This is a genomic window from Dyadobacter sp. HNCC25DJ185 (genome assembly GCF_056895195.1).
In genome coordinates this window covers 174,205-199,003 of the sequence record NZ_JBXHAR010000004.1, presented here as the reverse complement: position 1 = coordinate 199,003, position 24,799 = coordinate 174,205, and the positions used below count along the sequence as shown (strand labels likewise).

The following is a 24,799-nucleotide window of genomic DNA, read 5'->3' as shown; positions in this document are numbered from 1 at the left end:
GTTCTATAACTCAATATTAGTATAAAATTTGAGTTATAGAAAGGTATTTTATAGCTCATTTTTATAATTAGTGAAATCTTTTAGACCTGGCGGTTTGAATTTAGGGCGCATTCCTCCAAATAATCTGACCATGCTTGCATCATCTCCACGCGTTTTTCTAAGAATTGGGTTCGGTCGTAGGCGGCTCCGAGTGAGCCACCTGTTTCGTGGGCTAATTGCTTTTCAATGACTTCGCTCTCAAAATGTAGTTCTTCCCTGATTGTTGTCCGTGCCAAAGCCCGAAATCCGTGGGCTACCATTTTATCGCCGAATCCCAAAAGTTTGAGCGCTTTGTTGACTGTTCCATCGCTCATTGGATTTTTATAGTTCGAATGGCCCGGAAATATCCAATCAGTTTGTAAAAACTGGGTATCTGCCAACTGAGCTTTCAGTATTTCGATGCATTGCGTACTTAGTGGGACAATATGATCTCGCTTTAACTTCATAAATTCGGCGGGAATAACCCATCTGGCTCGTTCGAAATCAACATCTTGTCTGCGAGCCATCCTGATTTCTTGCGGTCTGCAAAAAGTATAAAGAGATAGCCAAATCGCTCTGCGTGTGCGTTCGAAAATTCTAGCCTCGTTTCGTTCGAGAGCTTTTAGGAAATTTGGCAATTCTTTTGAATCAATGGTGCGGAAGTGTTTCACCTGGGCAATCTTCAATGCCCCACGAAGGTCCGCTGCGCAATCTCTATCGCACCTTCCGGTGGCGATACCATAACGAAAAACTTGACTACATGTCTGTCTGATGCGACCTGCAATATCCAGTCTTCCTCTTTGTTCAACCCTGCGTAAGCATTCGGTAAGAAGTTCGGAGGGCGTCACTTGTGAGATTGGTCTGAGGCCGATAAAAGGATATACGTTATTTTCGAGAGACCTCTTAGTACGGTTATAATGCTTCACGCTCCAGCGATCCTTGTTTTGTTCAATCCATTCTGATGCGACAACCTGAAAAGTATTTTGTGCTTCGCGAGAAAGGTCAATCTTCCTACTTTTCCGAACGGCAGTTGGGCTGGCGTTCTCGTGAAGCATTTTTCTTGCTTTATGCCTTTCTTCCCGAGCCTCGGAAAGGGATACAAGCGGGTAAGCGCCGAAGGACATACGACTTTCGCGACCAAGATGGCGGAACTTGAGTCGCCATAATTTCTTGCCTGACGGCATAATCTCAAGATATAGGCCGTCACCGTCGAACAGTTTATATGACTTTTCTCTTGGTTTTGCAGCTCTGCACGCCGCGTCTGTTAATTTCATCTTGCCCCCACCTTTTTCTGTTGCCCCCAGGTCTGCCCCATATTCGCCGTGGTTCTGAGTGATTATAGAAATACGTCGGCGAGCATTAGTGGGCAAAAAACCCTTATTAACTCTATGTTACAGTGGTTTTAAGGGAGTGTCAATGAATGTAGGGGGATGACATAATGGTGGCCCCGGCCTCAATCCAACTGGGTCTGTATCTTCTTGTGAATGAACGGAATTTTTGCAAAGTAAATGACGTATTGCCCCGAATTTTGCCCCCGAGACCTATTGACTTTCTAGGTAGGGGTAATTTGTTTCCTCCGAACATTAAGAATGCTCTACTTGTCAGAAGCCCTAAGAAGGGTAGATGGAATTGGAAGGTTTGACCTAACTCGCTCTTGAATCCCCGATGAGGCTGTCCATTGGGCAACCTGCTTTACGATTTTCTCATACCAGATTTCCTCCTCAATCAGCATAACTCTAATAGCTCCAGAAGTGCTGTCGTTTGTTGCCCCGATCAAAAGAGGATGGCGTGGTTTGGTCGTTAACGATATTTCTAACAAATATTCTCCTAATGCAAAAGTGTAAACTGCGCCATTTCGAATTTTATTAAATGCGCCAATTGAATTATTTTCAGGTCTGTTTAAGGTCAATGAGGTGAATAAACGGAATGGAATTACTTTACATGGCCCAATTGTCTTCAATATTTCAAAAAGTGCTTTCCGCTTAGTTGTGGTGTACTTCCTTAATATGTTTCTCATCAGGCGAAATTCACTTCTGTCGAGCTTGAACTCCTCAAAAGGATAGACAGAGCAAATGTGGCATCTAACAACAATTGAATAGATTAACAGCGCCGTAAGAGTACTCTCCGCATTCAAGCATATCCGTATATACTCATCACTAGATCTTTGTGTATTATAATCCAGCGTATTTTCGAGATTTCTAATTTCGTTGTGAATTGTATTTGCAAATTCTCTTTCGAGTAACTGGAAAAAATCTTCGCATTCCTGACAAACCAAGTACTTCTCCTTTGCGGTGTCCTGTACTTTTTGAGTGATCCTTTCTTTGGAAAAGTGAAGGTTAAACGCCTCCTTTCGATTCTTGTTTCCAAGAATTGAATATGTCATGAAGCTTGGAACAATATGGGAAGCTACGTTACACGCTGGTCTCGTGCTGCATAATCTACAGTAATCGCCTTCTTTACCCATACTGGTATGAAAATGAGCCTCAATTTACGGATTTCGTTGCAATCTGACCACGGATCAATGAAGTCTACCCAAACCTTAGAGCATCGTTAGGACAGGAAATGATTTGTTGTCGATTCAAGTTGGGCTTGCCATCCCATTCAAAGAGTTGTTGAATTCAGAAAGGTGTTAATCCCCTCGACCTAAATGTGCCTTGCGTCTACTAGAAAGACGCTCAGATAGCGATTACATCCCAGGAACTTAGTGACGTCTCTTTGGAGTACGGTACATCATGGACAAATGCTCTTCCGTCATAGGATAAAGCAATTCTTGGGTATCTCTGATCTAACTGTTTACTCTCAGGCTCGACCGCTGACTTTCAAAAGAGCCTAATTTCCTCCGAAATTTTGTATTTTTCCGGCTTAAACTCTAGGTACATCAAAGAAAATCATTATGGTATCTTTGCTTTTAGAACTACTTAGGTAATAATTGACAACAATATTTATTAATTGGAACAGCCCGAAATGCCGTATTTATCAGACGAAGACCGCCTTGACATGGCCAGCCCTGATCTGGTGAGCAAGAACCTGGAAGCACTGGCTACCATATTTCCCAACTGTATCACCGAGACTGAAAACGGAAAGGCTGTTGATTTTGACTTGTTGAAGCAAGAACTCAGCCATCAGGTGATTGAAGGTAACAAAGAACGTTACCGTTTGGAATGGCCCGGCAAGCGGGAGGCAATTGTCACGGCGAACCTGCCCACAACGAAGACACTTCGCCCTGTGCGTGAAGACTCTGTCAACTTCGACAATACAGAAAACCTATACATTGAGGGAGACAACTTAGAAGTACTGAAACTGTTGCAGGAGAGCTATTTCGGCAAAATCAAGATGATCTACATTGATCCGCCGTATAATACTGGGAAGGACTTTGTCTACAAGGACAATTTTGCTCAGTCCAATGAAGAATTTAAGGAAGAAAGCGGTTTTATGGATGAGCAAAACCAAAGATTGGTAGCTAATCCAGAAACATCGGGTCGTTACCACTCTGATTGGTTAAGCATGATGTATCCTCGGCTTAAACTTGCCCGTAACCTCTTAACCGAAGACGGCGTTATTTTTATTTCCATTGATGACAATGAAGCACATAATCTAAGAAAGTTATGCGACGAGGTTTTTGGTCAACAAAATCTTCTATCACAGTTCGTATGGAGAACAGATGGTAACTTTGATAATCAAGCAAAAGTTAAGAACTGCCATGAATATGTTCTTTCATATTGCAAAAGTTTGGGTGATTTTCCTAGCCCCCCAACAATTGATCCAAGTATTGACAGAAGTAGCAAACTCTTCAAAGAAGAGATACGCAACACAATTGTAAAAAACGGCCCAGCGAATCCAATTAGTCAAATCAAATTGCCGGTCGGTTTTCCAGCTGATTTCGAAACTGGTGTAATTCATGAGAGATCTGACGTGTGGCCTAGGTACTTAAACTCCGCGTCGATAGAAAATGGTGTACTACAGAATGAAGTTATAATTGAGAGTGGATGGAGTTCAAAAGACCTTGCAATCGAGTTTATTGACAACAATATGCAGGCAATTACGGACGGAAAAGGTCAGGAAACAGTATTTTGTTTATCGAAAACTGGCGCATTAGAAGTAATAAAGAAAAGAAGTGCCGATCAAAGCCATGTAATTTCTGTGATAAGTGCGGTTGGCAATACCCAATCGACTAGTGCCAAACTTAAAAAGGAAGGGATATATTTTGATTTCCCCAAGCCAATAAATCTTCACAAGTATTTGATATCGATGAATACCGGTAACGACTTTGTAGTCCTTGATTATTTTAGTGGTTCATCAACGATGGCGGAGGCAGTACTTGCAAGTAATGCTGAAGATGGGGGGAGTCGCAAGTACATTATGGTTCAGCTTCCTGAAGTGACTGATGAAAAAAGCGAAGCTTTCAAGGCCGGATTTAAAAATATCTGCGAAATAGGAAAAGAGCGTATCCGACGGGCAGGGAAAAAACTACAAGACGAATTAGCTCTGAAAATATCCACAGAATTGGTTTTTAGTAGTAAAGAAAAAAAACAACTCGACACTGGATTTCGAGTCTATCGTCTGGACGTCAGTAATATGCAAGATGTTTATTATCGCCCGCAGGATTACCAGCAAGATCAACTAGATATTTTCGCGGATAATATTAAACCGGATCGTACTGCTGATGATCTACTAGCTCAAGTGTTGCTTGATTGGGGCTTGCCGCTTTCCTATAAAATTGAACAGATGATTTTGCTAGGTAAAGCAGTATTCCGAGTTGCACAGGACTCGTTGCTCGCTTGTTTTGATAAAGAAATAGATGAGGCTTTTGCAAAAGAAATAGCAGCATACAAGCCTCTGCGTGTGGTATTTCGAGATCAAAGTTTCAAAGATGATACGGCAAAGGAAAATGTCCGCCAGTTGTTAAAGCAACTAAGTCCTGATACTGAAATGAAAGTGATTTAAGCTATGGAAAATATAGACGAACATAATACAGAATTGATAATTGAGCCAGAAGATACTTCTTCAGGTCCGGACATAATTATACATCCGTTTAATCCAAACGAAATTGAGATTGAAACGCCACCCTATACAATAGGATACCTCGTTGACCATCTTGAACATAATGAGATCAATATGAACACGGAGTTTCAAAGAGAAAATGACCTATGGTCCGATGAAAAACAAAGCAGGTTGATCGAGTCCATTCTATTAGGCTTGCCTTTACCTGCATTTTATTTTGATACTTCCAACTCAAAATGGGACATCATTGATGGCCTGCAAAGGTGTTGTTCCATCGAAAATTTCTGCGTGAAAAAGACACTAAAACTCAAAGGTTTAGAGTTTCTGGCGAGAAAGGACGGAGAGCTTTATCTAGATGGGAAAGGCTATGATGACCTGGATAGAACGCTACAGCGTAGCATTATTACACGTCCGATTACCGTCAATAAAATAAAGAAAGCCAGCAAAAATGTCCGCTATATCCTTTTTAAGAGACTTAACACTGGCGGCTTGGAATTAACTGCACCGGAAATAAGAAATGCTGTTTATCAGGGATTTCCAGCAGATACAATAAAGCGACTTGCTGCGCTAGATGAGTTTAAACAGGCAACCGAAGGACGAATACCAACTAAAAGGATGGAAGACCGGGATTTTGTCAGTCGTTTTATTGCCTTTTATTTGCTGGATTACACCCAATACGAACCCGGCTTAGATGACTTTATCAATAAGAGTCTGGACTCTATAAACCCTGATCTTGTGGATCGCATGGAATCAGATTTTAAAAAAGCTTTGAACCTGACCTCTTCCATTTTTGAGAATGATGCATTTAGAAAACGTTTCAATAAAGAAGACCGTAGAAAGCCGATAAACAAGGCGTATTTTGAAGTCATTACTGTCCTTTTTTCCAAGCTCAATGACGATCAAATAGACTTGCTTAAACTTCAGAAGGATTTATTCAGAGACAATCTGATACATCTTATGAATAGCGGCCGATATAGCGGCTCACTTTCAGGAGGTACAGGAACTAAGGATAGAGTTAACGTCCGATTTTCCTGGTTCAAACAAGTATTAGAAAAGAGTCTTACAGGACGAAGGATCAAAATATCTGATGATAACAAAATTGAAGATAGCGAATTTTAAATCGCACAAAGAAACAGTACTCAATGTGAGTAACCTTACCCTTTTAACTGGACTTAATAGTTCTGGCAAGTCCAGTATAATACAATCATTTCTTTTACTTCGTCAGAGTTTTAAAAAAGGTAGACTTAGCAAAGGCTTGGATTTAAATGAACCACTTTGTGACATAGGCAAAGGTGATGACGCGTTGTACCGATATGCAAAAAAAAGCGAAGTCATCTCATTTGGGTTTGAAACAGAGTTAGGCCAAAACTATCAATTCAACTTTGATACGCATGGCAAGTATGATGATTCCTTCCTTCCCGCAGTTGATAAAATTAATCTGTCAGAAGAACTTTTGAACCTAGCAGTATTTTCAAACAACTTTCAATACTTGAGTGCTGGCCGTATTGCCGCCGTTGAGTTTTATCCAATTGATACTTTCGCTGTCGAGGAGGAGATGCAGGTTTCTCGGAACTATGGGCAAGGCGAATTGGTCGCTCACTTTTTGGAGCACTACGGGAATAACAGAGACTTTAATGTAGCTTCTAATTTGCTATTACATAAGTCAACAGATAGCAAAAAGCTCATAGATCAGGTAATTGCTTGGGAGCAGGAAATAAGTCCCCGATTAAGCATAAATACAAGGAAGGTCGCAGATAAAGTAACATTTGAATTTGGATATAAAAGTGAGGACGACACCGTACCTCTTAGTAAGCTTAAATCCAAAAATATCGGATTTGGTGTATCCTACTCTCTCTCTATTGTTGTTGCAGTATTAAGTGCATCTCCCGGATCGTTGCTTTTGATTGAGAATCCAGAAGCTCATTTGCATCCAAGAGGTCAGTCGAAATTATCAGAATTGATATGTCTAGCTGCTCAAAGTGGTATTCAAATAATTGTAGAGACACATAGTGATCATATTTTTAATGGAATTCGAAAATCAATTAACTCAGGATTAATCGAGAGGCAAAATGTAACGGTTCAATACATTCAAATGAACGGGCAGAATACCACTGTCGCTACGGAAATCCAAATATCAGATAAAGGCCGGGTCTTAAATCATGTACCAGGTTTGTTCGATCAATTTGATAATGACCTTGATGAGTTAATCGGACTTTGATAATTATGGATTTATTGTTAAATGAGCTTTCACTATCTGGTCAGTATAACTCAATAGATCATTTTATTGAGGCTGGAATCATGAATATTCTGCATGTATTCGCTGAATTGCAGGATGAAGATCAGGTTTTTAAGACATATGATTTCTACTCATCTCAGGTCACGCCAATCGAATCAATTCATGATATATTGAGCGGAAGTGTTTCCCGTAGCTATGATGAACTTAGAAAATTTAAGATTTATCTATCAAGATGTTTTGATGAACCTTATTGGGAGGATGACCAAATGCATGATTCCAATTTGGAATATTTATTCGGAGAGATATTAGTATCGAGCACTTCTTTGGCTGAATCATGTGAGCGAGATAAGGTAATAATATCATTTCTTCACGAGAGTTTTCGAAACACTCTAATAATGATCAATAAAAATGGAGAGGAAATAGAAATTGACAACCTTTTCGAGCAAGGTCATTACACAACTTTACTTTATTCAAGAGGGATGCTGACGTTTTTCTCGTTAGATAATCAATTACAATTTACAAGAACAACCCTAGTACGGCAAGGAAAAGCGGTATACCAGGAAATAGCTAGTGGCCACTATTGGTATTTGGACAATATGCACAAAAACCATTTTGAGGTTTTTAACGCTAATCAAGAACATCTGGGTATCGCTGATTTGAATGGTAATTTAGATCGATCTAGGTCTATAAATGGCAGGACTTTATGAAACTACAGTTTAAAGAGCAGCGATTTCAGTTAGATGCTGTTCAGGCCATCACAGACTGCTTTTTGGGACAATCCAGGGAAACGAACCGTTTTACGCTGGAAAAAAGCAAGGAACTGATTGCCAAAGCGAGGTCAGAAAGCAAAGGCCAGTTTGGCATGGATCTGGAAGTAGAGGAGCTTATCGGTTACCGGAACCGCCAGATCCAGATTACTGAAGACCAGTTATTGGAGAACATTCAGCAGGTTCAGCGGCAAAATGATATCACTCAAAGTAAATCCCTTGAAAAGCCCCAAGGTGTAAAGAAGGGCTATCAGTTCACCATCGAAATGGAGACGGGTACAGGTAAAACGTACACCTATATCCGCACCATGTATGAACTGCACCAGCTTTATGGCTGGAGTAAGTTTATTGTGGTTGTTCCGAGTATTGCAATTCGCGAAGGGGTCTATAAGTCGTTCCAGGTGATGCAGGATCACTTTCAGGAGCGGTATGGACATCGCATTAGCCCATTTATTTATAACTCATCTCGTCCACAAGATATTGAGAGTTTTGCATCGGATAGCCGCATCAGTGTGATGATCATCAATACTCAAGCGTTTAATGCAAAGGGCAAAGATGCCCGCCGTATTTATATGGAGCTTGATCAGTTTGGCACACGAAAACCCATTGAAATTCTCGCTCAGACGAATCCTATTCTGATTATTGATGAACCTCAATCAGTAGAAGGGGATAGGACATTGGAGGGTATGCAGGATTTTAATCCGCTTTTTACGCTGCGTTACTCGGCTACTCATAAACATGAATATAACAAAGTGTATCGTCTGGACGCTCTAGATGCATATAACAAGAAGTTGGTAAAGAAAATCCAGGTGAAGGGTATCAACATCAAAGGGGCAACAGGAACCAGCGGATATTTATATCTAGAGCAAATTCAGCTTTCTACCTCCAAGCCACCTTTTGCGGTCGTTGAGTATGAAAAACGAAGCGGTACTGGTGTGCGAAGGGTAAGGGAGAAACTCGAAAAAGGAGCCAATCTGTTTGAGCTTTCTGGAGAAATGCCCCAGTATAGAAACTGGCTGTTGGAAGAGGTCGATGGATATTTTAATCGCGTGGTCATCAACGGAAAAATGATTGATGCCGGGGGGGCCATTGGCGATTTAGACGAAAAAACATTCCGTCGAATTCAAATCAGAGAAACGATTAGTTCTCATTTAAAAAAGGAGAGAGAGCTTTTTGATAAGGGAATTAAGGTACTCTCGCTGTTCTTTATCGATTCGGTGGATAAGTACCGTGTGTATGATAAGGACGGAATTTCCGGCTTAGGTGAATACGCTCAGATATTTGAGGAGGAATATATTCAGTTAAGGAGCGAGTATCTGGACCTGTTTCATCCCGATTACAACCAATACCTGCAACGAGATCCGGCGGAAAAAATCCATAACGGATACTTCTCCATTGATAAGCATAAAAAAATGATTGATCCCTCCGTAAAGCGAGGAAGTGATGAGACCGACGATATTAGTGCATATGACTTGATCATGAAAGATAAGGAGCGGTTGTTGAGTTTTGATGAGCCTACTCGCTTTATCTTTTCACACTCTGCTCTGAAAGAGGGATGGGATAATCCCAATGTCTTTCAAATTTGTACGCTCAAGCATTCCGATGCATCCATTCGCCGCCGCCAGGAGGTTGGACGCGGTATGCGTCTTTCGGTTAATAAGCATGGAATACGGCAGGACGAAGAAGCCGTCGGAGAGCAGGTGCACGAAATTAACAAGCTGACTATCATAGCGTCTGAAAGCTATGAAGACTTCGCCAGGGGGCTGCAAGCAGAAATTGCTGCTACATTAAAAGATAGGCCTCAAAAAGCGACCGCTGAGTTTTTATCGGGGAAAGTCCTAACTGATGAGCATGGTAACCAAAAACGCTTAACGTCTGAGGAAGCGAAAAAGCTGAACAAGTATCTTTATAAAGAAGATGTCTTGGATGACGATGACAAGATCACAGAGGATGGACGGAGGCTGATTGATGAGAATAATGTCCCTCTTCCAATTAGCCTTGAGCCGTTCCGAAATAGTCTGAACCAAATTTTACGATCAGTTTATACAGGCGAGGCCATAAAGCCCGAGAATGATCGGGAGACTATTACGGTCCAGACCAACAGCAATTTTCATAAAAAGGAGTTTCAGGAGCTTTGGAATAAGATCAACCTGAAAACCATATATGAAGTGCAGTTCAATTCGGAAAAGCTGATTAATGATGCAAAAATTCGGATTAATGCAGATTTACACATCTCCGAGCGTACGTACGAAATCCGGAGTGGGGAGCTGGAAGAGAGCACGAAAGAACAGTTACAGGAAAAGAATGCTTTTCAAGAAACCTCACGGCAATACAAGAAGCTCAACTCTGACGTCTACACAAATACTAGATATGATGTGGTTGGAGAGATTGTCAAACATACCAATTTGACCCGAAGAACGGTGGTGGCGATATTGAAGAGTATTGACACCGGCAAGTTTCTGATGATTCGGAAAAACCCGGAAGAGTTCATTGCGCGAACTAGCAAATTAATCAACGAAGTGAAGGCCAGTTTAATCATTAACAATATCGTCTACCATAAAATTGACGACAGGCACGATGCGAAGACTGTATTTGTGAATGATAAATCAGTTATTCGCCAGTCAGAGATGTTGAAAAAGCATATTTATGACTTTCTGACGACCGATTCACAAGTCGAAGCGCGTTTTGCCGAGGCGTTGGAAAACAGCAACCATGTTCAGGTCTACGCGAAGCTGCCGAAGAGTTTCTATATTACCACACCTGTTGCTAATTATAGTCCTGATTGGGCTATCGTATTTGATAAGGATTCCGTCCGTCACATCTATTTTGTCGCAGAAACCAAAGGTACAGATTCGGATTTAGAGCTACGCGAGATAGAAAAGCTGAAAATTCACTGTGCGGGAGAGCATTTTAAGGCCATTGGCGGGCAGGAGGTAAAGTTTTCAAAAGTCAGCAACTACGAGCAAATGCTGGAAATAGTGCAAGTGAAATAATCACGGATGAAAATCTTCAATAATATAGATAGTCGTCTGGGAGACGATTTGAAACTTGAATTCAGAAAGGGTAGTAAGCTGAGTGTAGCAGCTTCTGCTTTTTCAATCTATGCGTTTGAGGCACTTAGGAAAGAGCTAAAAAGTATTGAGGAGCTTCGCTTTATTTTTACTACCCCCACATTTCAAGAAGAAAAGGGTAAGCCCCACCTCCGTGAATTTTACATTCCGCACATCTGGAAAGAGGCGGATTTGTGTGGGGGAGAATTTGAGCTGAGATTGAAAAACGAAATGACGCAGAGAGCAATCTCGCGGGAATGTGCCCAGTGGGTTAAAGAGAAGGCTATATTTAAAACCAATGCCCTTGGCAACTCGCCGTTGAACAGCCTGATCCACGTTGATAACGGGCCGGAGGATAGTGCATCCTATTCTGGTTTCACCGGGTTTACAGCACCAGATCTTGGTTTTTCTTCGCGAAAAGGACATCGATCAATGATCTCAAAGATCAGCTATCCAATGGCAGAAGGATATTTGGATTGGTTTGATGAAATCTGGAACAACGAAGAAAATACGAATGATGTAACGGAAAGTGTTCTTCGCTATCTAGCGGGGGCATATCAGGAAAATAGCCCGGAATTCATCTATTTTGTAACACTCTATAATATTTTCCATGATTTTCTAAGTGACCTATCGCTGGATAACTTGCCCGATGATAGTATTGGTTTTAAAGAGACCGTCATTTGGAATCAGTTATTTAATTTTCAGCAGGATGCGGTTATTGGCGCAATCAATAAGCTTGAAAAGTATAACGGATGCATTATTGCCGACAGCGTTGGCTTGGGCAAAACTTTCACTGCCCTGGGAATCATCAAATATTATGAAAAGCGGAATAAAGATGTCTTAGTGCTATGCCCTAAGAAACTAGAGGCTAATTGGAATACCTATCGTCACAACGACAAAAATAATATCCTAGCCAAAGATCGTTTCAGATACGATGTTTTGTTTCATACTGACCTTTCCCGGGAGAGGGGTGTTAGCAATGGCCGAAATTTAGAAAGTGTTAACTGGGGTAATTACGGCCTAGTAGTAATTGATGAATCCCACAATTTTCGGAATAACAACACAGTTATCGGAAAGGAGAACAGATACCAGCAACTACTCCGCAAAATAATCCAGGAAGGTATTGAAACGAAGGTACTGATGCTTTCTGCTACACCCGTCAATAACCGGTTCAATGATTTACGCAATCAGCTGGCTTTGGCATATGAAGGAACGCCGGAGAAAATTGATGAAAAACTTGATACAGAACTGGGTATCGAACTAGTATTCCGGCGAGCCCAGCAAGCTTTTAATAGCTGGTCTAAATTACGCACCGAAGAAAGAACATCAGAGCGATTGTTAGAGGCTCTGGATTTTGATTTTTTTCAAATCTTAGACAGTCTCACCATTGCCCGGTCTCGTAAGCACATCACAAATTATTACGACACAGCGGCGATTGGTAAATTTCCGCTAAGAAACAAGCCGATTTCGATATATAGCCAATTGAAGGAGGGGACGGAATTAAATTATAAACACGTCGCCGATTGGTTGGAATTTTTGAACCTCTCTATATATTCCCCGTTTAATTACATTCTGCCGAGTAAAATTCAGTTCTATGCTGATAAATACGATAAGCGCGTAAAATCGGGAACCTTCAAGCAACAGGATCGGGAAAAGAGCTTGCAGCTTTTGATGCGAATTAATCTTCTAAAACGTATTGAGAGTTCCACCGATTCTTTTTCGCTTACTCTTCAGAATATTCGTGGATTAATTGAAGAAGGGCTGAGCGCAATAGCGAGGGGTGAAGCGAATACCTATTATGGGATCGAAATCGACTCAGGTTCTGAGGACTTTGACTGGGAGCCAGATTGGGGAGAAGAAGAAAACGTATTTGGAAATAAAGTTAAAGTTCATATTTCGGATATGGACAAAATAAGGTGGAAGGAAGACCTTTCCGCTGATCTGCTCGTAATTAATGAGCTTCTGGGTGAAATAGATTCGCTTAAGGGTAAGCAAGATTTAAAGCTTAATAAGCTAAAAGAGATCATTGTTAATAAGCTTGAAAACCCAATCAATCCGGGCAACAAAAAGGTAATCGTATTTACAGCGTTTGCAGATACCGCGAACTACCTTTATTCAGAATTGAAAGATTATTTCAGTGATCAACATGGCTTAAACACTGCGCTAATTACAGGCTCAAGGCGGGCTTGTTCTACAAAGACGATCCCGTCGGATTTGAATGCTTTATTAACTTGCTTTTCACCGCGTTCGAAAGGGAAAGCGATTATATATCCGGACATCACGAATGAAATAGATATCCTGATTGCCACCGACTGTATCTCCGAGGGGCAGAACTTACAGGATTGTGATTATCTTGTTAACTACGACATTCATTGGAATCCAGTCCGCATTATTCAGAGATTTGGTCGTATTGACAGGATTGGCTCGGTAAATGAGACAATTACCATGGTTAATTTCTGGCCAGATGTAACCTTGGATGCTTACATTAATTTGAAGCAGCGCGTAGAAAACAAAATGGCCATTAGTAACTTAGCGAGTACTGGCGACGACAACATACTCAATGCAGATGAGAAGGATCTTGAATATCGGAAAATCCAACTTAAAAAACTCAAAGAGGAAGTTGTTGACCTTGAAGATCTCCGCGAAGGAGTCAGCATAACAGATCTTGGATTGAATGATTTCAGGGTAGACCTCGCTAATTTTACAAAAATTTATCGAAATCCGGATTCCGCTCCATTGGGATTGCATGCAGTGACGCAGGCAATCAATCCTGACCAGCGAGGAGTGATTTTTATATTGAAGAACATTAATGATTCAGTTGATAAAGATAAGCTGAATCGGCTAGCACCATACTATGTTGTCTACATCCAGGAAAACGAAAATATATTTCATGGATATCTGGAAGCGAAGAAGTCGCTGGATATGATACGACTATTATGCAAAGGGAAAAATGAACCATTAAAAGACCTTTGCGACCAGCTTAATCAGGAAACAAGAGATTTCCGTGATATGCATTTGTATTCTAATTTATTGCAAAAGAGCATTCGTTCAATTTTGAAAACTGGAGACGAGAAGGAGGTACTTAGCTTATTTAAGGCGGGAGGTACGGCAGCGATTGGAATGCCAAAAGGAATTGAGGATTTTACCCTTGTAAGCTTTATTGTCGTCAAATAATGGACGTTTTTAACCTTCCCTTACGAACAGTTATTGGCAGGAGCGTTCCCAAAAACGCCTTTGATACTCAGGTGACGCTTCAGCAAAAAAAGCTGTTTGTTGACGTTATCGAAAGGATCAGGTGGGTAAACAAATTAAGTTTTGAGACAATTAATCTGGTTGGAAACGAAATACAGGAAATCCAAATCTTTGACTTGGAATTAAGAAAGAGGGATGGAGTTGAGACTGTTCTAGAAATCATTAATAAAGTAATTCCTTATCCTCTGATTTGCTGTGTTAGATACAAGAAGGAATTACTGATATCGGCCTGTCGTAAACATCCGAACCCGCTCAACCCAGATAATGCGGTGGTTGACTGGATGTTCAATAGCAGCTGGATGAATATTGACGATCAGCCATTTTCCTTGAATTTGAAAAAAAGCCTTGATTTTGTTTATCTGGATATTTGTCAGAAGATTAGCGGTAGGAACGAAGCCAACTTGTCAGACTTGGTCGCAAAAGAGAAAAAGAAGACCGAACTTCTAGCTTCAATCAGGAAACTGGAGTCGAAAATTGCAAAATGTCACCAATTCAACAAGAAGGTTGAACTGAATATAGAATTGCAAACACAGAGGGATATCTTACAATCCTTTTTACCTTAGCCTCTATACTTGAAGCAAGAGTGGGGGCTAAGGTTTAGAAAGTTCAATTAGTTAATAAATAGGGTTCCTGTGCCTCTTATATAAGATTGGTCTGTCCATTGGATGTGCTTCATTTTCATTTTAATTGATATTTGTTGATGAGATTCTCTAGCCTACTTACATGCGGCGCAATTTGACTCTGCACAGGTGTCGAGTAACCGACCTGCGTATGGTGAGCAGGATTGGCAAAATCAATGGTGTCTCGGAGCCCTACATGCTCTTGCTGCATGGTTCCTGGAATAGATTGAAAAAGCGATAATAAAGGCGTGGCGGACGAGGTATCGTAAGTTGCCGGGACCGGGGTGCCGGATGTTTTTTCGTACAATCGTCGGATCAGCGCTTCAGAGAGTACTCTAATTCTATCAACGGCAAATTTCCTATTATCTTCGTTTCCCTTCATCGCGCTCTTTATCTGTGAAAGTTTTTGCGCCAGCTCAATCTGCTCGGTTAATACGGGGCCGGTTTGCTCGTAAGCCTCGAAGTGATAGACTCTTGTTGACCTGTGCTGATTCAACGCGCTTAACCGTTCACTAATTTTTTTTGCATGTGATAAGACAATCACTTGCTTCCCATGATCATCGAGCAAATGGGGGATTATATCGGCCATGAAAGATTCTGTGTGTGCATCATCCATAGATTGGACGGGGTCATCTAGGACGACAAAGCCAAATGGTGAAATTGCACTGTTCGCACGCATAAGAAAAGTAGCGAGGCCAAGACAGTTTAGTTGGCATTCACTGAGCATGGATGCAGCCGGCATTATTTTTCCAAAACTAGTGGCGTGAAGTTTAAGATTGTCATTGCCGGGCTCCATCTTGTGAAATCCAACTTGCGCACCGATATTCAGCCGATCATAAAGATTTTTTACCGTGGCGCCCCTCTCTCCAAGAAGGGTTGTTTGCTCAGCCAATATTTTAGCTTCTACATTTCTAATTATTTGTTGAGTATCAACCAGGAGCATTGCGTATTTCGTGAGAATCTCGATGCTCGAACGGTTTGCAATGCCTTTGCCGACCGCGTCAATCTTTGTGATTTCACTATCACTAGCAATTATATCTTGAAGCACTATATCAAAATTCTGCCATTCTCGGGCATATTTCGTTAAGGTCTCGATAGTAAGAGTCGTGTTCAGCTTAATCTGCTCTTTCTGCTTTATGAACTCTTCAATTGTTGCCTGAGAAGTTTTTGCATCTATAATCAGTAGGGGAAGCGTTTTGGATGTCTCCAGGAGTTGATTTAGGAGCGCATCAAAGTCGACTTTGGCCTGAATCCAGCCATCGTGACTCTCCAGAAACTGATTGAGTGTGTCGACTTTATCGTGAAATAAAGATAATAATTTAGTTCTTTCCTCTGGCGTTAGGCCTGACGCACCCAGTCGCACCATGTCAGTTTTTGTTCTTTGTACGGACGATCGTAGTCGTTCAAGTGTAGCGTTCAAAGTTGAACCTGCTTTCGTCGCAGACGATGATGAATCAATTCTCCTTTGAAGTTCCTCTTTTTTATTCTTGGAGAGAGTTTCTTGTTCACAAAGAGGACAAGTCTCATCTTTTGCGAGACTAAGTCCAGCGTTCCAAAGGCTGACGAGTGTGGCTTCAAATGCCCTTAAGCTTGCTTCAATCAATTCCCGAGAGGTCTCTAACACTTCTCCTAATACGGATTGAAGAGTAGTTGTAGTTTGGCTGAATTGCCCGAGGAGTTGTTGATGATCGTCAGCAAGTTTGACTGTTCGAGTGTTAAATACATTAGTGGAAATCGTCCGGCGCTTTGTTCGGAGGCTTTCAAGAGCATCTTCATCAGTCACAGTTGCTACTCCGGTCAGAAGACCTGCAGCTGCCCGCAATGTAGCAGTGTCTACTTCCTCTGACACCTGCATAGGCACTTGTTGCCAGCGCTTTGCAAGAGCTTTTGTTTCTTCTATAAGAGTAAGTCCAGAAATGCTCGTCGACAAAACTTTTCGAGCTTCCAGGATGTTTGCAGGTGGTGAACGCTGAAATGAGGTCCGAGCGCTATCAAGTGCGCTTTTTAGCTCAGTGAGCTCGTCCAGACCCAACGCTGCGCAGATAGCATCTCTTCGATCTTTTGGAGTTGCATGGATGATCGATTGGAGACCGTTTTGTGCGATAATAGGATAAACAGCTTCAATTGCGTCAATACCAACCGATTTGAAAGGGCTCGCCATTCCGTCTATATAGGTGGTCGAGGTATCATTCTGTCCGAGTGTGCGTCTTAGCGTTATAATATCGCCTCGATAATTTACAGTTGCTTCAACAAATGCATCGTTCACAGCATGAACATTTCGGTAGCTATTATCATGCTCGCGCTTGCTATTTCGATTACCACGCTCCCGCCTTTTTGTAGAACCATAAAAAAGCCACTCAATAGCTTCGGAAAGACTTGTCTTCCCAAAGCCGTTCGGACCAAAGAAAAGAAGGAGGTCGCCATCCATTTGGATGGCGTTTGTGCTAGGACCAAAGCCTCTAAAGTTATGGATTGTCAGCTGCTGTAGCCGCATTATTTTCGAAATTTTCTGTAAGATGTTTTTCCATTTTGTCTTTGAGCAGTAATGCAAAATCTGCACTGTTTAGTGCAGGATCTACGAATGCTGCCGCGAAATTCTCAAAAAGCGACTTGGCAAGATGGCTAGGTGCTGCCTCGATCAACTGGTCTATATAGGGCGTTGGTTTCACGTTCAATCCTAAGGGTAATATTTATGCATAATAACAAAAAGTAGCTTATCGTAAAACACCAATTAAATTATTATGAGATTTTATTGTTATATATGAGGGGAAACTTATTATTCGGTCTGCTCGAACAGGCACTGGTATTTCGAGCTGATATTGGAATGGCTTAACTGATTATATTATTCGTATGCCTAGAAGATCTTTACAATATGCTAATTACTGCTCAATTAAAAGATGCCATACTCCCCGAAATCGTAGAAACCTATGAAGTCGGCTCACTAGTTGAAATTGATCGCCAGGATGTCATTCCGGGAATTGGCGGCTCAACCCTTTCGGAATTGATAAATTATTTCGAGAGAGAGAGGTTAGTTAGATTTACGATTGATCATCACGGTAAAAAGGTTTCCGGAACACGCGACTCTATTTTATTTTGGCTGAATGTAGAGGCGCACGACTTTGTTCAAAAGGGAGGATTTTACGGACGTTATGAATTATTTCAGAAGAGTGTAGAAAAACTACTTTGGCAAGTCGAGAAGCTTTAACGCGTTGACGGCGTGGAGCAAAGTGAGGTCAAAGATATTGGGAAAAAGATAACAGAGTACGTCAGCCTAATTGCCAATCTAATGACCATTCACGGGGCAGCAGGTAATTGAAATTGCGCGGATTAGGATTGAATTGTTTGGCAAATGTTTGGCACGAATTCTACGGCATAAAAAAAGAGTTACAGTTTCAGCTGTAACTCTCTCTAAATCAGTACCGGGGACGGGAATCGAACCCGTACGAGCGTTTCGGCTCACAGGATTTTAAGTCCTGCGTGTCTACCAGTTCCACCACCCCGGCATTAGCCATTAATGTGAACTTTTGGCATCTAAGAGAAAAAAAGCACCGTTTCCGGTGCTTTGTCCTCTGAGCGAAAGACGGGGTTCGAACCCGCGACCTCGACCTTGGCAAGGTCGCGCTCTACCAGCTGAGCTACTTTCGCGTAACCGATTCGGTTATCGTGGTGCAAATGTATACACCTGGCCCATTTGACGCAAGTTTTTGTAAAAAATATTTGATAAAAATAAGGCAACTTCTCATTAACAAATTGTAAATCAATCCATGTATGGCGCCATTTTTTTACAAAATCTGCCATCCGTCCGAATTAATTTGTCCACTTTATATTTTGATTACCTTTGCCCACTGCAAAGGGATTCTAACTATTTTTCGACAAATTAGATGCAATCCTACCTTTTCTACCAACAGGATTTAATTAAATAGCTCTTTCATGTTCTCCAATGAAGTACTGTTTTTCGGCAGTTTTATATTAGTGATTGGTATTATGCTCCTCCTGGACCTCGGGGTTTTCAGTAAGAAGGACCATGTAGTGAAGTTTGGAGAGGCCGCAGCCTGGACTGCGGCCTGGATTGCGTTGGCGATGGTTTTCTATTTTGTCATCAAAACGCATGGAGATCTGGTTCACGGAATGGACGACTATGCGCAGCTTGACAAAATTAAAGGCAAGTATGCTCCTCATTTACAGCTGATACCTGGTAATTTTGAGGCAAGCGTGGGCATCTACCGCAAAAATATGTCGCTTGAATTTATCACAGGCTACTTGCTGGAATACGCGCTTTCTGTCGACAATATTTTTGTGATCATCCTGATCTTTTCTTCATTTGGGGTGAAGCCACAGTATTATAAGAAAGTGCTTTTCTGGGGTGTCTTGGGCGCAATAGTAATGCGGTTTGGCTTCATCTTTCTTGGCTCCGCGCTCATGCAACGCTTTGAATGGATCATTTATATATTTGGGCTGTTGCTGGTTTACCAGGGAGGGAAGATATTTTTCGAAGGTGGGGAAGATGAAAAAATCGATCCGGCCAAGCATCCAGTTGTCAGGTTTGCCTCTAAATACCTTCCTGTCTTCCCCCGATATGTCAGGGAACATTTTTTTGTACTGAAAAAAGGCAAATGGCTTGTTACGCCGCTATTTGTTGTCGTCCTGATCATAGAATTTACCGACCTTATTTTTGCGGTTGACTCCGTTCCCGCAGTGTTTTCGGTTACCAAAGACCCATATGTGGTATTCTTTTCCAATATTTTCGCGATCATGGGACTGCGGTCAATGTTCTTCTTCCTGAGTAACATCATGGGGTTATTCCGCTTCCTGAAATATGGTCTCGGCGTCTTGCTTGTTTTCATCGGAGGGAAAATGCTTGCCCACAAGCAACTTGAAGAAATGGGTTTTGAAACAGTTTATTCTTTATATGTTATTTTAGGAATTCTGGCGGTAAGTATACTTGCGTCGGTGGTTATTCCTGAAAAAAAGGAAAAGGAGGATAAAGTTCTTTCAAATAGTTAAGTGAAGAGGATCGTTTGAGTATCTATGAATCGCATTCTAAAGGCTTACTTAAAACGACTTACCAATCTCAGCACACGCAATAAATCCCTGCTGCTGACCCATCTTGCGGCAGAACAATTTTTGGACCTCCATGAAACGGACTTTCTCCTTGGAAAGCCGTCTGTTGACCTTGTCGGGCAACTGATTCAACGCAAATCCCGCATTGCGCTTTGTGATGTAACGGATGCGCGGTTTGAGCGGGTAAACGAGCTTAGTAAAAGGCTTCGAAAAATTGCGCGGACTGAAAAGTTCATTGAGGAAGAACGCGGTTCTCAGGATTTGTATGTCGGCTACCCATTCGTAAGAGGCAAATTGTCTGACGGCACGCCGATTCATGCGCCGCTCCTGTTTTTCCCGGTTACATTAAAAATGGATAAGGAGCAATGGTGTTTGTTTGAACGCGAAGAAGCTAATATTACGCTGAATCAAAGTTTTGCGCTGGCTTACGCGCATTTCAACGAAGCCAGGGTTTCTGACGAAATTCTGGAGAAATCATTTGAAGACTTCTCAAAGGACTTCCTGGAATTTCGGACGCAGTTATATGAATGGCTGAAAACGACCTCTTTCAGAATCAATTTTAATCAACAGCTTTTTGAAGATAAATTAACTCCTTTTCCAATTTCTAAGAGTTCCGAACTGGCGGAAGTTGAACGGAATGGAGAACTTAAGCTTTTCCCGGAAGCGGTTTTGGGAATTTTTCCGCAGGCTGGATCCTATCTGGTTCCAGATTATAATACGCTGATTGAGGACTTTCAGGAGAAGCCGTTTCGGATTTCCTTGATTGATACTGAAGATTTGGAGGAAGAGGATCCCTCAGACAATGATCCGGCTCTTTCTTTTAAAAATCGGAATGTGCGGGAAGAGGATGTTCTCACTCCTTTTCCAGTGGACGAATCTCAGGAGGAAATTATTTTGGCTGTCAAATCCGGAGAGTCGGCCGTGGTACAAGGCCCCCCCGGAAGTGGTAAGTCCCAGCTGATTTGCAACCTTATCGCGGACTTCACAGCACGTGGCAAACGTGTCTTGGTGGTATGTCAAAAAAGAGCGGCACTTGACGTCGTTTATCAGCGCCTGCAAACCATTGGGATGCGTGATTTTGTAGGCTTAATTCATGATTTCAAAAATGACCGCTCCGCACTCTTTAAACAGATCGCATCTCAGATTGATAAGGTAGAAACGTATCGCCAGCAGAATTACAGTCTGGATGCTGTTTTTTTGGAAAGGCAATTTTCTCAGCAGAGCCGGTCAATCGACAGGACGGTTGCTGATCTCAATATATTTCGGGACGCATTGTTTGACGAGGCTGAATGCGGCGTGAGCATTAAAGAGCTTTATCTAACCAGCGACCAGGGGGCTCCGAATGTGGATGTTAAAGATTTCTATAGGCACTTCCGGCCCAATTCCTGGGATTATTTCAGACAAAGTCTTAAGACTTATTGCCAGTATGAGATGCTGATATCTCCCGGCCATTCTTGGGCTAAGCGTAAGAATTTTGCGGGATTTGGGCTTGGCGACCTGCGCAGCATGGAGCGAATGCTTACCGATTGGCCGGAAGCTTTTTCCCAGCAAAAACAAAAATTTGAAACACTTACCAGTCAATCTTTTTCGGAGATCTTTATTAGTAACCGGAACGAAATTCAGGAGCGCCTCGGCGACATCGCAGGGTTGATCGATGATCCAGTAACCTGGGAACTTTTTAAGTTGTACATTTCTGTAACATCGCCTGGTAGCCTCGAAAGATTGGCCTTTATCCGTCAAACGACGGATGCCCTGGAAGGTTTTTTAACTGAGAGTGGTGTTGAATTTTCCTTGCGAAGAGATCAGTTGTTACCCTTTACCCAACTTTTAAGAAAAGCGGTTTTGTCAAAAAAAACGGCTGTGGCCGGGCTTTGGTGGGAGGTGTTTGGAAAGGAGAAAAAAGAGGTTGAAAAGGTCGCGTTGGAGAATGGTCTCACGCTTTCATTGCAGGACCTGGGGAAATTGGAGATCAAGGTGAGGAACCGGCAAGAGTTGGAAATTTGGCTCCAAAATGCCATTCTGGGATTTAGCACGGAATACATGGATGATACAGAACCACTCCCCGGCAAAAAGTATCTGGCTTTTTTTCAAAAAGCGGAATCGGCTGCCGATGCGGTTGCGAGGGCCACAATTGAACCGTGGTTATCAATTGTTCAGAAGGTTGCTGCAGACCAACCTGATGTTAATTCATTTTTGTCTTCTATCCATGCATTAGGTAAATGGCTGGAAGCCTGGAATCGTTTGGAAAGGGCAATGCTGCCGTTCCTGGTTCCGGAGCAGATCAGGAAATTGATCCGGGAGCCAGATTTATATAGCAAAGAGCTATTGGAATCACTAAGAAGGGACTTCGACTCGCTGGTCGATATGGACAGGCTTTGGATTGAAATGTCCTCGCCCGAGCAATCGGTCACGAAGTTGATTATTGAAAAGAGCAGGGCACTCGCTATCGATCAGCCGCAGGAAATGGTAAGCTTGTTCGAGAATAGTGTCAAGTTGGCCTGGATCGAACATATAGAGACGAAGAGCCCGCATTTGAGGTCAGTTACTTCCTTGAAAATGAAACAATGGGAGGAGCAGCTTCAGGAAAGTATCACTCAGAAGCAACAATTAAGTAGCCACATTACAGGAATTAAACTGCGGGAATCCACTTATCAGGATGTCGAAAAAAACAGGCTGGGGAATCGGGTTACCTATCGTGAGCTTGGTCACCAGGTTACGAAAAAAAGAAAGATCTGGCCTATCAGAAAGCTGATTGAAAATTACCCCGATGAAGTTTTTTCCCTGATTCCCTGCTGGATGGCGTCTCCCGAAGCAGTATCGGCTATTTTTCCTATGCAGGCTGGTCTGTTCGACCTGGTAATTTTCGACGAAGCATCGCAATGCTATGCCGAATATGGATTGCCTGCTGCTTTCAGGGGGAAGCAGGTTGTGGTAACCGGAGATAGCAAGCAGCTTGCTCCGAATGACTTATACAAAGTACGTTATGAGGAGCGGGCCGAAGAGGAGGAGTATGATGCAGCCATCGAAATAGAATCGCTACTTGACCTGGCCGCGCAATCATTGGATCAATATCAGCTTACCGGGCATTATCGAAGCCTGTCATTAGACCTCATCGATTTTTCTAACAGGCATTTTTACAAAAACACATTAAAACTTCTTCCCGATTTTACCAGAATAAATGATGAGCTGCCCGGTATTAAATTTATCAAAACAGAAGGCACCTGGAAGCATCACATTAATCTTATTGAAGTACAAAAAGTGGTGGATCTGCTAAGGGAGCTTGGCCCAGAAGACAAGAGCATCGGCGTAGTTACCTTCAATTTTTACCAACAACAAGCAATACAGGACAGCTTAGAGAAAGAGGGTGTGACTGCAAAAGGGCTATTTGTCAAAAATATTGAAAATGTCCAGGGCGATGAACGGGATATCATCATCTTTTCGATGGGTTATGCACCAGACGAAAAGGGGAGGGTCGCCATGCAGTTTGGGAGCCTGAACCTGCAAGGCGGCGAAAATCGGCTAAATGTAGCCATTACCCGTGCCCGGGAGCGGGTCTATTTTGTCACGAGCCTCTGGCCCTCGCAATTGCAGACCGATCAAGTGGCCAATGCTGGCCCTAAAATGTTAAAAGCTTATATGGAATATGCCCAGCAAGTATCCGAAGGAGGATTTCAACCAATGGCCTCATCCAACGCTCAGTTGAGGACAGACTGGCTGCTGAAAGACCGTCTGCTAAGATTCCAGCCAGAGTATAAAAAAGAGCTGCCTTTTGGCGATGTAACTGTAAAAAAAGAAGGGGTTTATAAGGGTTTGATCCTGACAGATGATGATTTGTACCATCATAGTAAATCGTCAAAGGAACCACACGCTTACTTACCCCTTCTGTTGCGAATGAAAAATTGGCCGTTCAGGCGTGTTTACAGCCGCGAATACTGGTCCAATGCATTGGATGATCAGATTCTATAATTCTTTGATACGGATGTTTCTGAATGAAACTTTGTCGCCATGATCCTGCAAAGCAATTTTGCCTTTTGAGGAAGCACCAAAACCTTCCCATGTTTTGAATTTGCTATTGGCTACGAGCTTATCCCATTCAGCACCTTGCGTTGGAAAATCAACTACCTTTTTGCCATTTAGCCAGCTTTCGCCGTGCCCACCTTTGATTACGATTTTAGCTTTGTTCCATTGTCCTGCAGGTTTTACAACTTTGATATCATTGGGCGGTAGCATATCGTACAAAGAGCCTGCTTTGTGATTGCCATCTTTGCCAGCTTTTGAATCCGGATGTTTTTCATCATCCAGTACCTGGATCTCAGGGCCGGTTGAATAGGGGCAGCAATATTTTTTGTCTTCAATTACGTGGTAGATAATGCCGCTGTTTCCGCCCTCCGAAATTTTCCATTCAAGTTCCAGTTCAAAATCACCGTATTCTTTATCAGTAACCAAATCTTTGCCGCCTTTTTCTGCCAAAACAATGGCATTGTCTTCTATTTTCCATTGCGGCAGTACTTTGTCCGATTGCCAGCTATGCCAGCCATTTAGGCTTTTTCCGTCAAAAAGTGTAACCCATTTGCCTTTTTGCGCGTCTGCATCGGCTCCGCTTAGTACCAGCGAAACGAAGGCGATAATTGATGCTTTACCGAACGCGTGCCAATTTTTGCGATTCATGTCTTGTTTGTTAAAAGTTTTGGATCACAATATTAAGTACTTTTGGGCTGCTAATTACTTATACCAATCGAAAGTTGGATTACCAGGGCCTTGCCAGTAACTGCCGATTGGGACAATCTAAATTTT

The 24,799-nt window shown here is 42.2% G+C and carries 15 protein-coding genes and 2 tRNA genes; 10 read left to right on the top strand and 7 right to left on the bottom strand.

Annotated elements, in window-relative coordinates:
• Positions 1 to 80 precede the first annotated feature (80 nt).
• Both AC1XUF_RS12700 and AC1XUF_RS12695 read right to left on the bottom strand, forming a co-directional pair.
• The gene (locus tag AC1XUF_RS12700) at positions 81 to 1,292 is read right to left on the bottom strand and encodes a tyrosine-type recombinase/integrase (RefSeq protein WP_483342173.1); all 1,212 of its coding nucleotides are present in this window, start codon (positions 1,290 to 1,292) and stop codon (positions 81 to 83) included.
• 320 nt (positions 1,293 to 1,612) lie between these two features.
• Positions 1,613 to 2,482, bottom strand: a complete 870-nt coding sequence (locus AC1XUF_RS12695; RefSeq protein WP_483342172.1) for a hypothetical protein — start codon at positions 2,480 to 2,482, stop codon at positions 1,613 to 1,615.
• A gap of 485 nt (positions 2,483 to 2,967) precedes the next feature.
• On the opposite strand from AC1XUF_RS12695, the gene AC1XUF_RS12690 reads away from it, so the two are divergent.
• From AC1XUF_RS12690 to AC1XUF_RS12660, 7 genes are read left to right on the top strand one after another with little or no spacing between them, the layout of a single operon-like run.
• Positions 2,968 to 4,962, top strand: a complete 1,995-nt coding sequence (locus AC1XUF_RS12690; protein WP_483342171.1) for a site-specific DNA-methyltransferase — start codon at positions 2,968 to 2,970, stop codon at positions 4,960 to 4,962.
• A gap of 3 nt (positions 4,963 to 4,965) precedes the next feature.
• Positions 4,966 to 6,138, top strand: coding sequence for a GmrSD restriction endonuclease domain-containing protein (locus AC1XUF_RS12685; RefSeq protein ID WP_483342170.1), 1,173 nt, complete (start codon positions 4,966 to 4,968; stop codon positions 6,136 to 6,138).
• 25 nt (positions 6,139 to 6,163) lie between these two features.
• Positions 6,164 to 7,237: an AAA family ATPase gene (locus AC1XUF_RS12680; protein ID WP_483342169.1), complete on the top strand. Its 1,074-nt coding sequence runs from the start codon at positions 6,164 to 6,166 to the stop codon at positions 7,235 to 7,237.
• Between the two features lie 5 nt (positions 7,238 to 7,242).
• Positions 7,243 to 7,962, top strand: coding sequence for a hypothetical protein (locus AC1XUF_RS12675; protein ID WP_483342168.1), 720 nt, complete (start codon positions 7,243 to 7,245; stop codon positions 7,960 to 7,962).
• Entirely contained in the window at positions 7,959 to 11,015 is a 3,057-nt protein-coding gene (locus AC1XUF_RS12670) for a type III restriction-modification system endonuclease (RefSeq protein WP_483342167.1), read from the top strand. Before AC1XUF_RS12675 ends, AC1XUF_RS12670 begins: the two co-directional genes overlap by 4 nt.
• 6 nt (positions 11,016 to 11,021) lie before the next feature.
• Complete coding sequence (locus AC1XUF_RS12665) at positions 11,022 to 14,246, top strand: helicase-related protein (RefSeq protein ID WP_483342166.1); 3,225 nt, start codon at positions 11,022 to 11,024, stop codon at positions 14,244 to 14,246.
• Positions 14,246 to 14,887 (top strand): DUF4391 domain-containing protein, encoded by a 642-nt coding sequence (locus tag AC1XUF_RS12660; protein ID WP_483342165.1) that lies wholly within the window; start codon positions 14,246 to 14,248, stop codon positions 14,885 to 14,887. The genes AC1XUF_RS12665 and AC1XUF_RS12660 overlap by 1 nt, the downstream gene beginning before the upstream one ends.
• A 115-nt stretch (positions 14,888 to 15,002) precedes the next feature.
• Here AC1XUF_RS12660 and AC1XUF_RS12655 read toward each other — a convergent pair whose 3' ends face one another.
• Together AC1XUF_RS12655 and AC1XUF_RS12650 are read right to left on the bottom strand one after the other, a co-directional pair.
• On the bottom strand, positions 15,003 to 17,438 hold the full coding sequence (locus AC1XUF_RS12655) for an AAA family ATPase (RefSeq protein WP_483342164.1): 2,436 nt from the start codon (positions 17,436 to 17,438) through the stop codon (positions 15,003 to 15,005).
• Complete coding sequence (locus AC1XUF_RS12650; protein ID WP_483342163.1) at positions 17,410 to 17,619, bottom strand: hypothetical protein; 210 nt, start codon at positions 17,617 to 17,619, stop codon at positions 17,410 to 17,412. Before AC1XUF_RS12650 ends, AC1XUF_RS12655 begins: the two co-directional genes overlap by 29 nt.
• A 197-nt stretch (positions 17,620 to 17,816) precedes the next feature.
• On the opposite strand from AC1XUF_RS12650, the gene AC1XUF_RS12645 reads away from it, so the two are divergent.
• Positions 17,817 to 18,149: a hypothetical protein gene (locus tag AC1XUF_RS12645; protein WP_483342162.1), complete on the top strand. Its 333-nt coding sequence runs from the start codon at positions 17,817 to 17,819 to the stop codon at positions 18,147 to 18,149.
• A 212-nt stretch (positions 18,150 to 18,361) separates the two neighbouring features.
• Here AC1XUF_RS12645 and AC1XUF_RS12640 read toward each other — a convergent pair.
• Together AC1XUF_RS12640 and AC1XUF_RS12635 are read right to left on the bottom strand one after the other, a co-directional pair.
• Positions 18,362 to 18,447 (bottom strand) — tRNA-Leu (locus tag AC1XUF_RS12640).
• Positions 18,448 to 18,516: 69 nt separating this feature from the next.
• A tRNA-Gly gene (locus tag AC1XUF_RS12635) sits at positions 18,517 to 18,589 on the bottom strand.
• Positions 18,590 to 18,874: 285 nt separating this feature from the next.
• Between AC1XUF_RS12635 and AC1XUF_RS12630 the strand changes: the two genes are divergently transcribed.
• Positions 18,875 to 19,948 carry a TerC/Alx family metal homeostasis membrane protein gene (locus tag AC1XUF_RS12630; protein WP_483342161.1) on the top strand — a complete coding sequence of 358 codons (1,074 nt, stop codon included), beginning with the start codon at positions 18,875 to 18,877 and terminating at the stop codon, positions 19,946 to 19,948.
• Between the two features lie 24 nt (positions 19,949 to 19,972).
• Positions 19,973 to 23,971 (top strand): AAA domain-containing protein, encoded by a 3,999-nt coding sequence (locus AC1XUF_RS12625; protein ID WP_483342160.1) that lies wholly within the window; start codon positions 19,973 to 19,975, stop codon positions 23,969 to 23,971.
• Here the strand turns inward: AC1XUF_RS12625 and AC1XUF_RS12620 are convergent.
• The gene (locus AC1XUF_RS12620) at positions 23,966 to 24,673 is read right to left on the bottom strand and encodes a 3-keto-disaccharide hydrolase (RefSeq protein WP_483342159.1); all 708 of its coding nucleotides are present in this window, start codon (positions 24,671 to 24,673) and stop codon (positions 23,966 to 23,968) included. The two genes, AC1XUF_RS12625 and AC1XUF_RS12620, sit on opposite strands and share 6 nt — an antisense overlap.
• Positions 24,674 to 24,799 lie beyond the last annotated feature (126 nt).

Excerpts from the sequence above, each read along its gene's own strand:
- AC1XUF_RS12700 (WP_483342173.1), bottom strand. The coding sequence starts at position 1,292 with ATGAAATTAACAGACGCGGCGTGCAGAGCTGCAAAACCAAGAGAAAAG.
- AC1XUF_RS12695 (WP_483342172.1), bottom strand. The coding sequence starts at position 2,482 with ATGGGTAAAGAAGGCGATTACTGTAGATTATGCAGCACGAGACCAGCG.
- AC1XUF_RS12685 (WP_483342170.1), top strand. The coding sequence starts at position 4,966 with ATGGAAAATATAGACGAACATAATACAGAATTGATAATTGAGCCAGAA.
- AC1XUF_RS12675 (WP_483342168.1), top strand. The coding sequence starts at position 7,243 with ATGGATTTATTGTTAAATGAGCTTTCACTATCTGGTCAGTATAACTCA.
- AC1XUF_RS12670 (WP_483342167.1), top strand. The coding sequence starts at position 7,959 with ATGAAACTACAGTTTAAAGAGCAGCGATTTCAGTTAGATGCTGTTCAG.
- AC1XUF_RS12665 (WP_483342166.1), top strand. The coding sequence starts at position 11,022 with ATGAAAATCTTCAATAATATAGATAGTCGTCTGGGAGACGATTTGAAA.
- AC1XUF_RS12660 (WP_483342165.1), top strand. The coding sequence starts at position 14,246 with ATGGACGTTTTTAACCTTCCCTTACGAACAGTTATTGGCAGGAGCGTT.
- AC1XUF_RS12655 (WP_483342164.1), bottom strand. The coding sequence starts at position 17,438 with ATGCGGCTACAGCAGCTGACAATCCATAACTTTAGAGGCTTTGGTCCT.
- AC1XUF_RS12645 (WP_483342162.1), top strand. The coding sequence starts at position 17,817 with ATGCTAATTACTGCTCAATTAAAAGATGCCATACTCCCCGAAATCGTA.
- AC1XUF_RS12630 (WP_483342161.1), top strand. The coding sequence starts at position 18,875 with ATGTTCTCCAATGAAGTACTGTTTTTCGGCAGTTTTATATTAGTGATT.
- AC1XUF_RS12625 (WP_483342160.1), top strand. The coding sequence starts at position 19,973 with ATGAATCGCATTCTAAAGGCTTACTTAAAACGACTTACCAATCTCAGC.
- AC1XUF_RS12620 (WP_483342159.1), bottom strand. The coding sequence starts at position 24,673 with ATGAATCGCAAAAATTGGCACGCGTTCGGTAAAGCATCAATTATCGCC.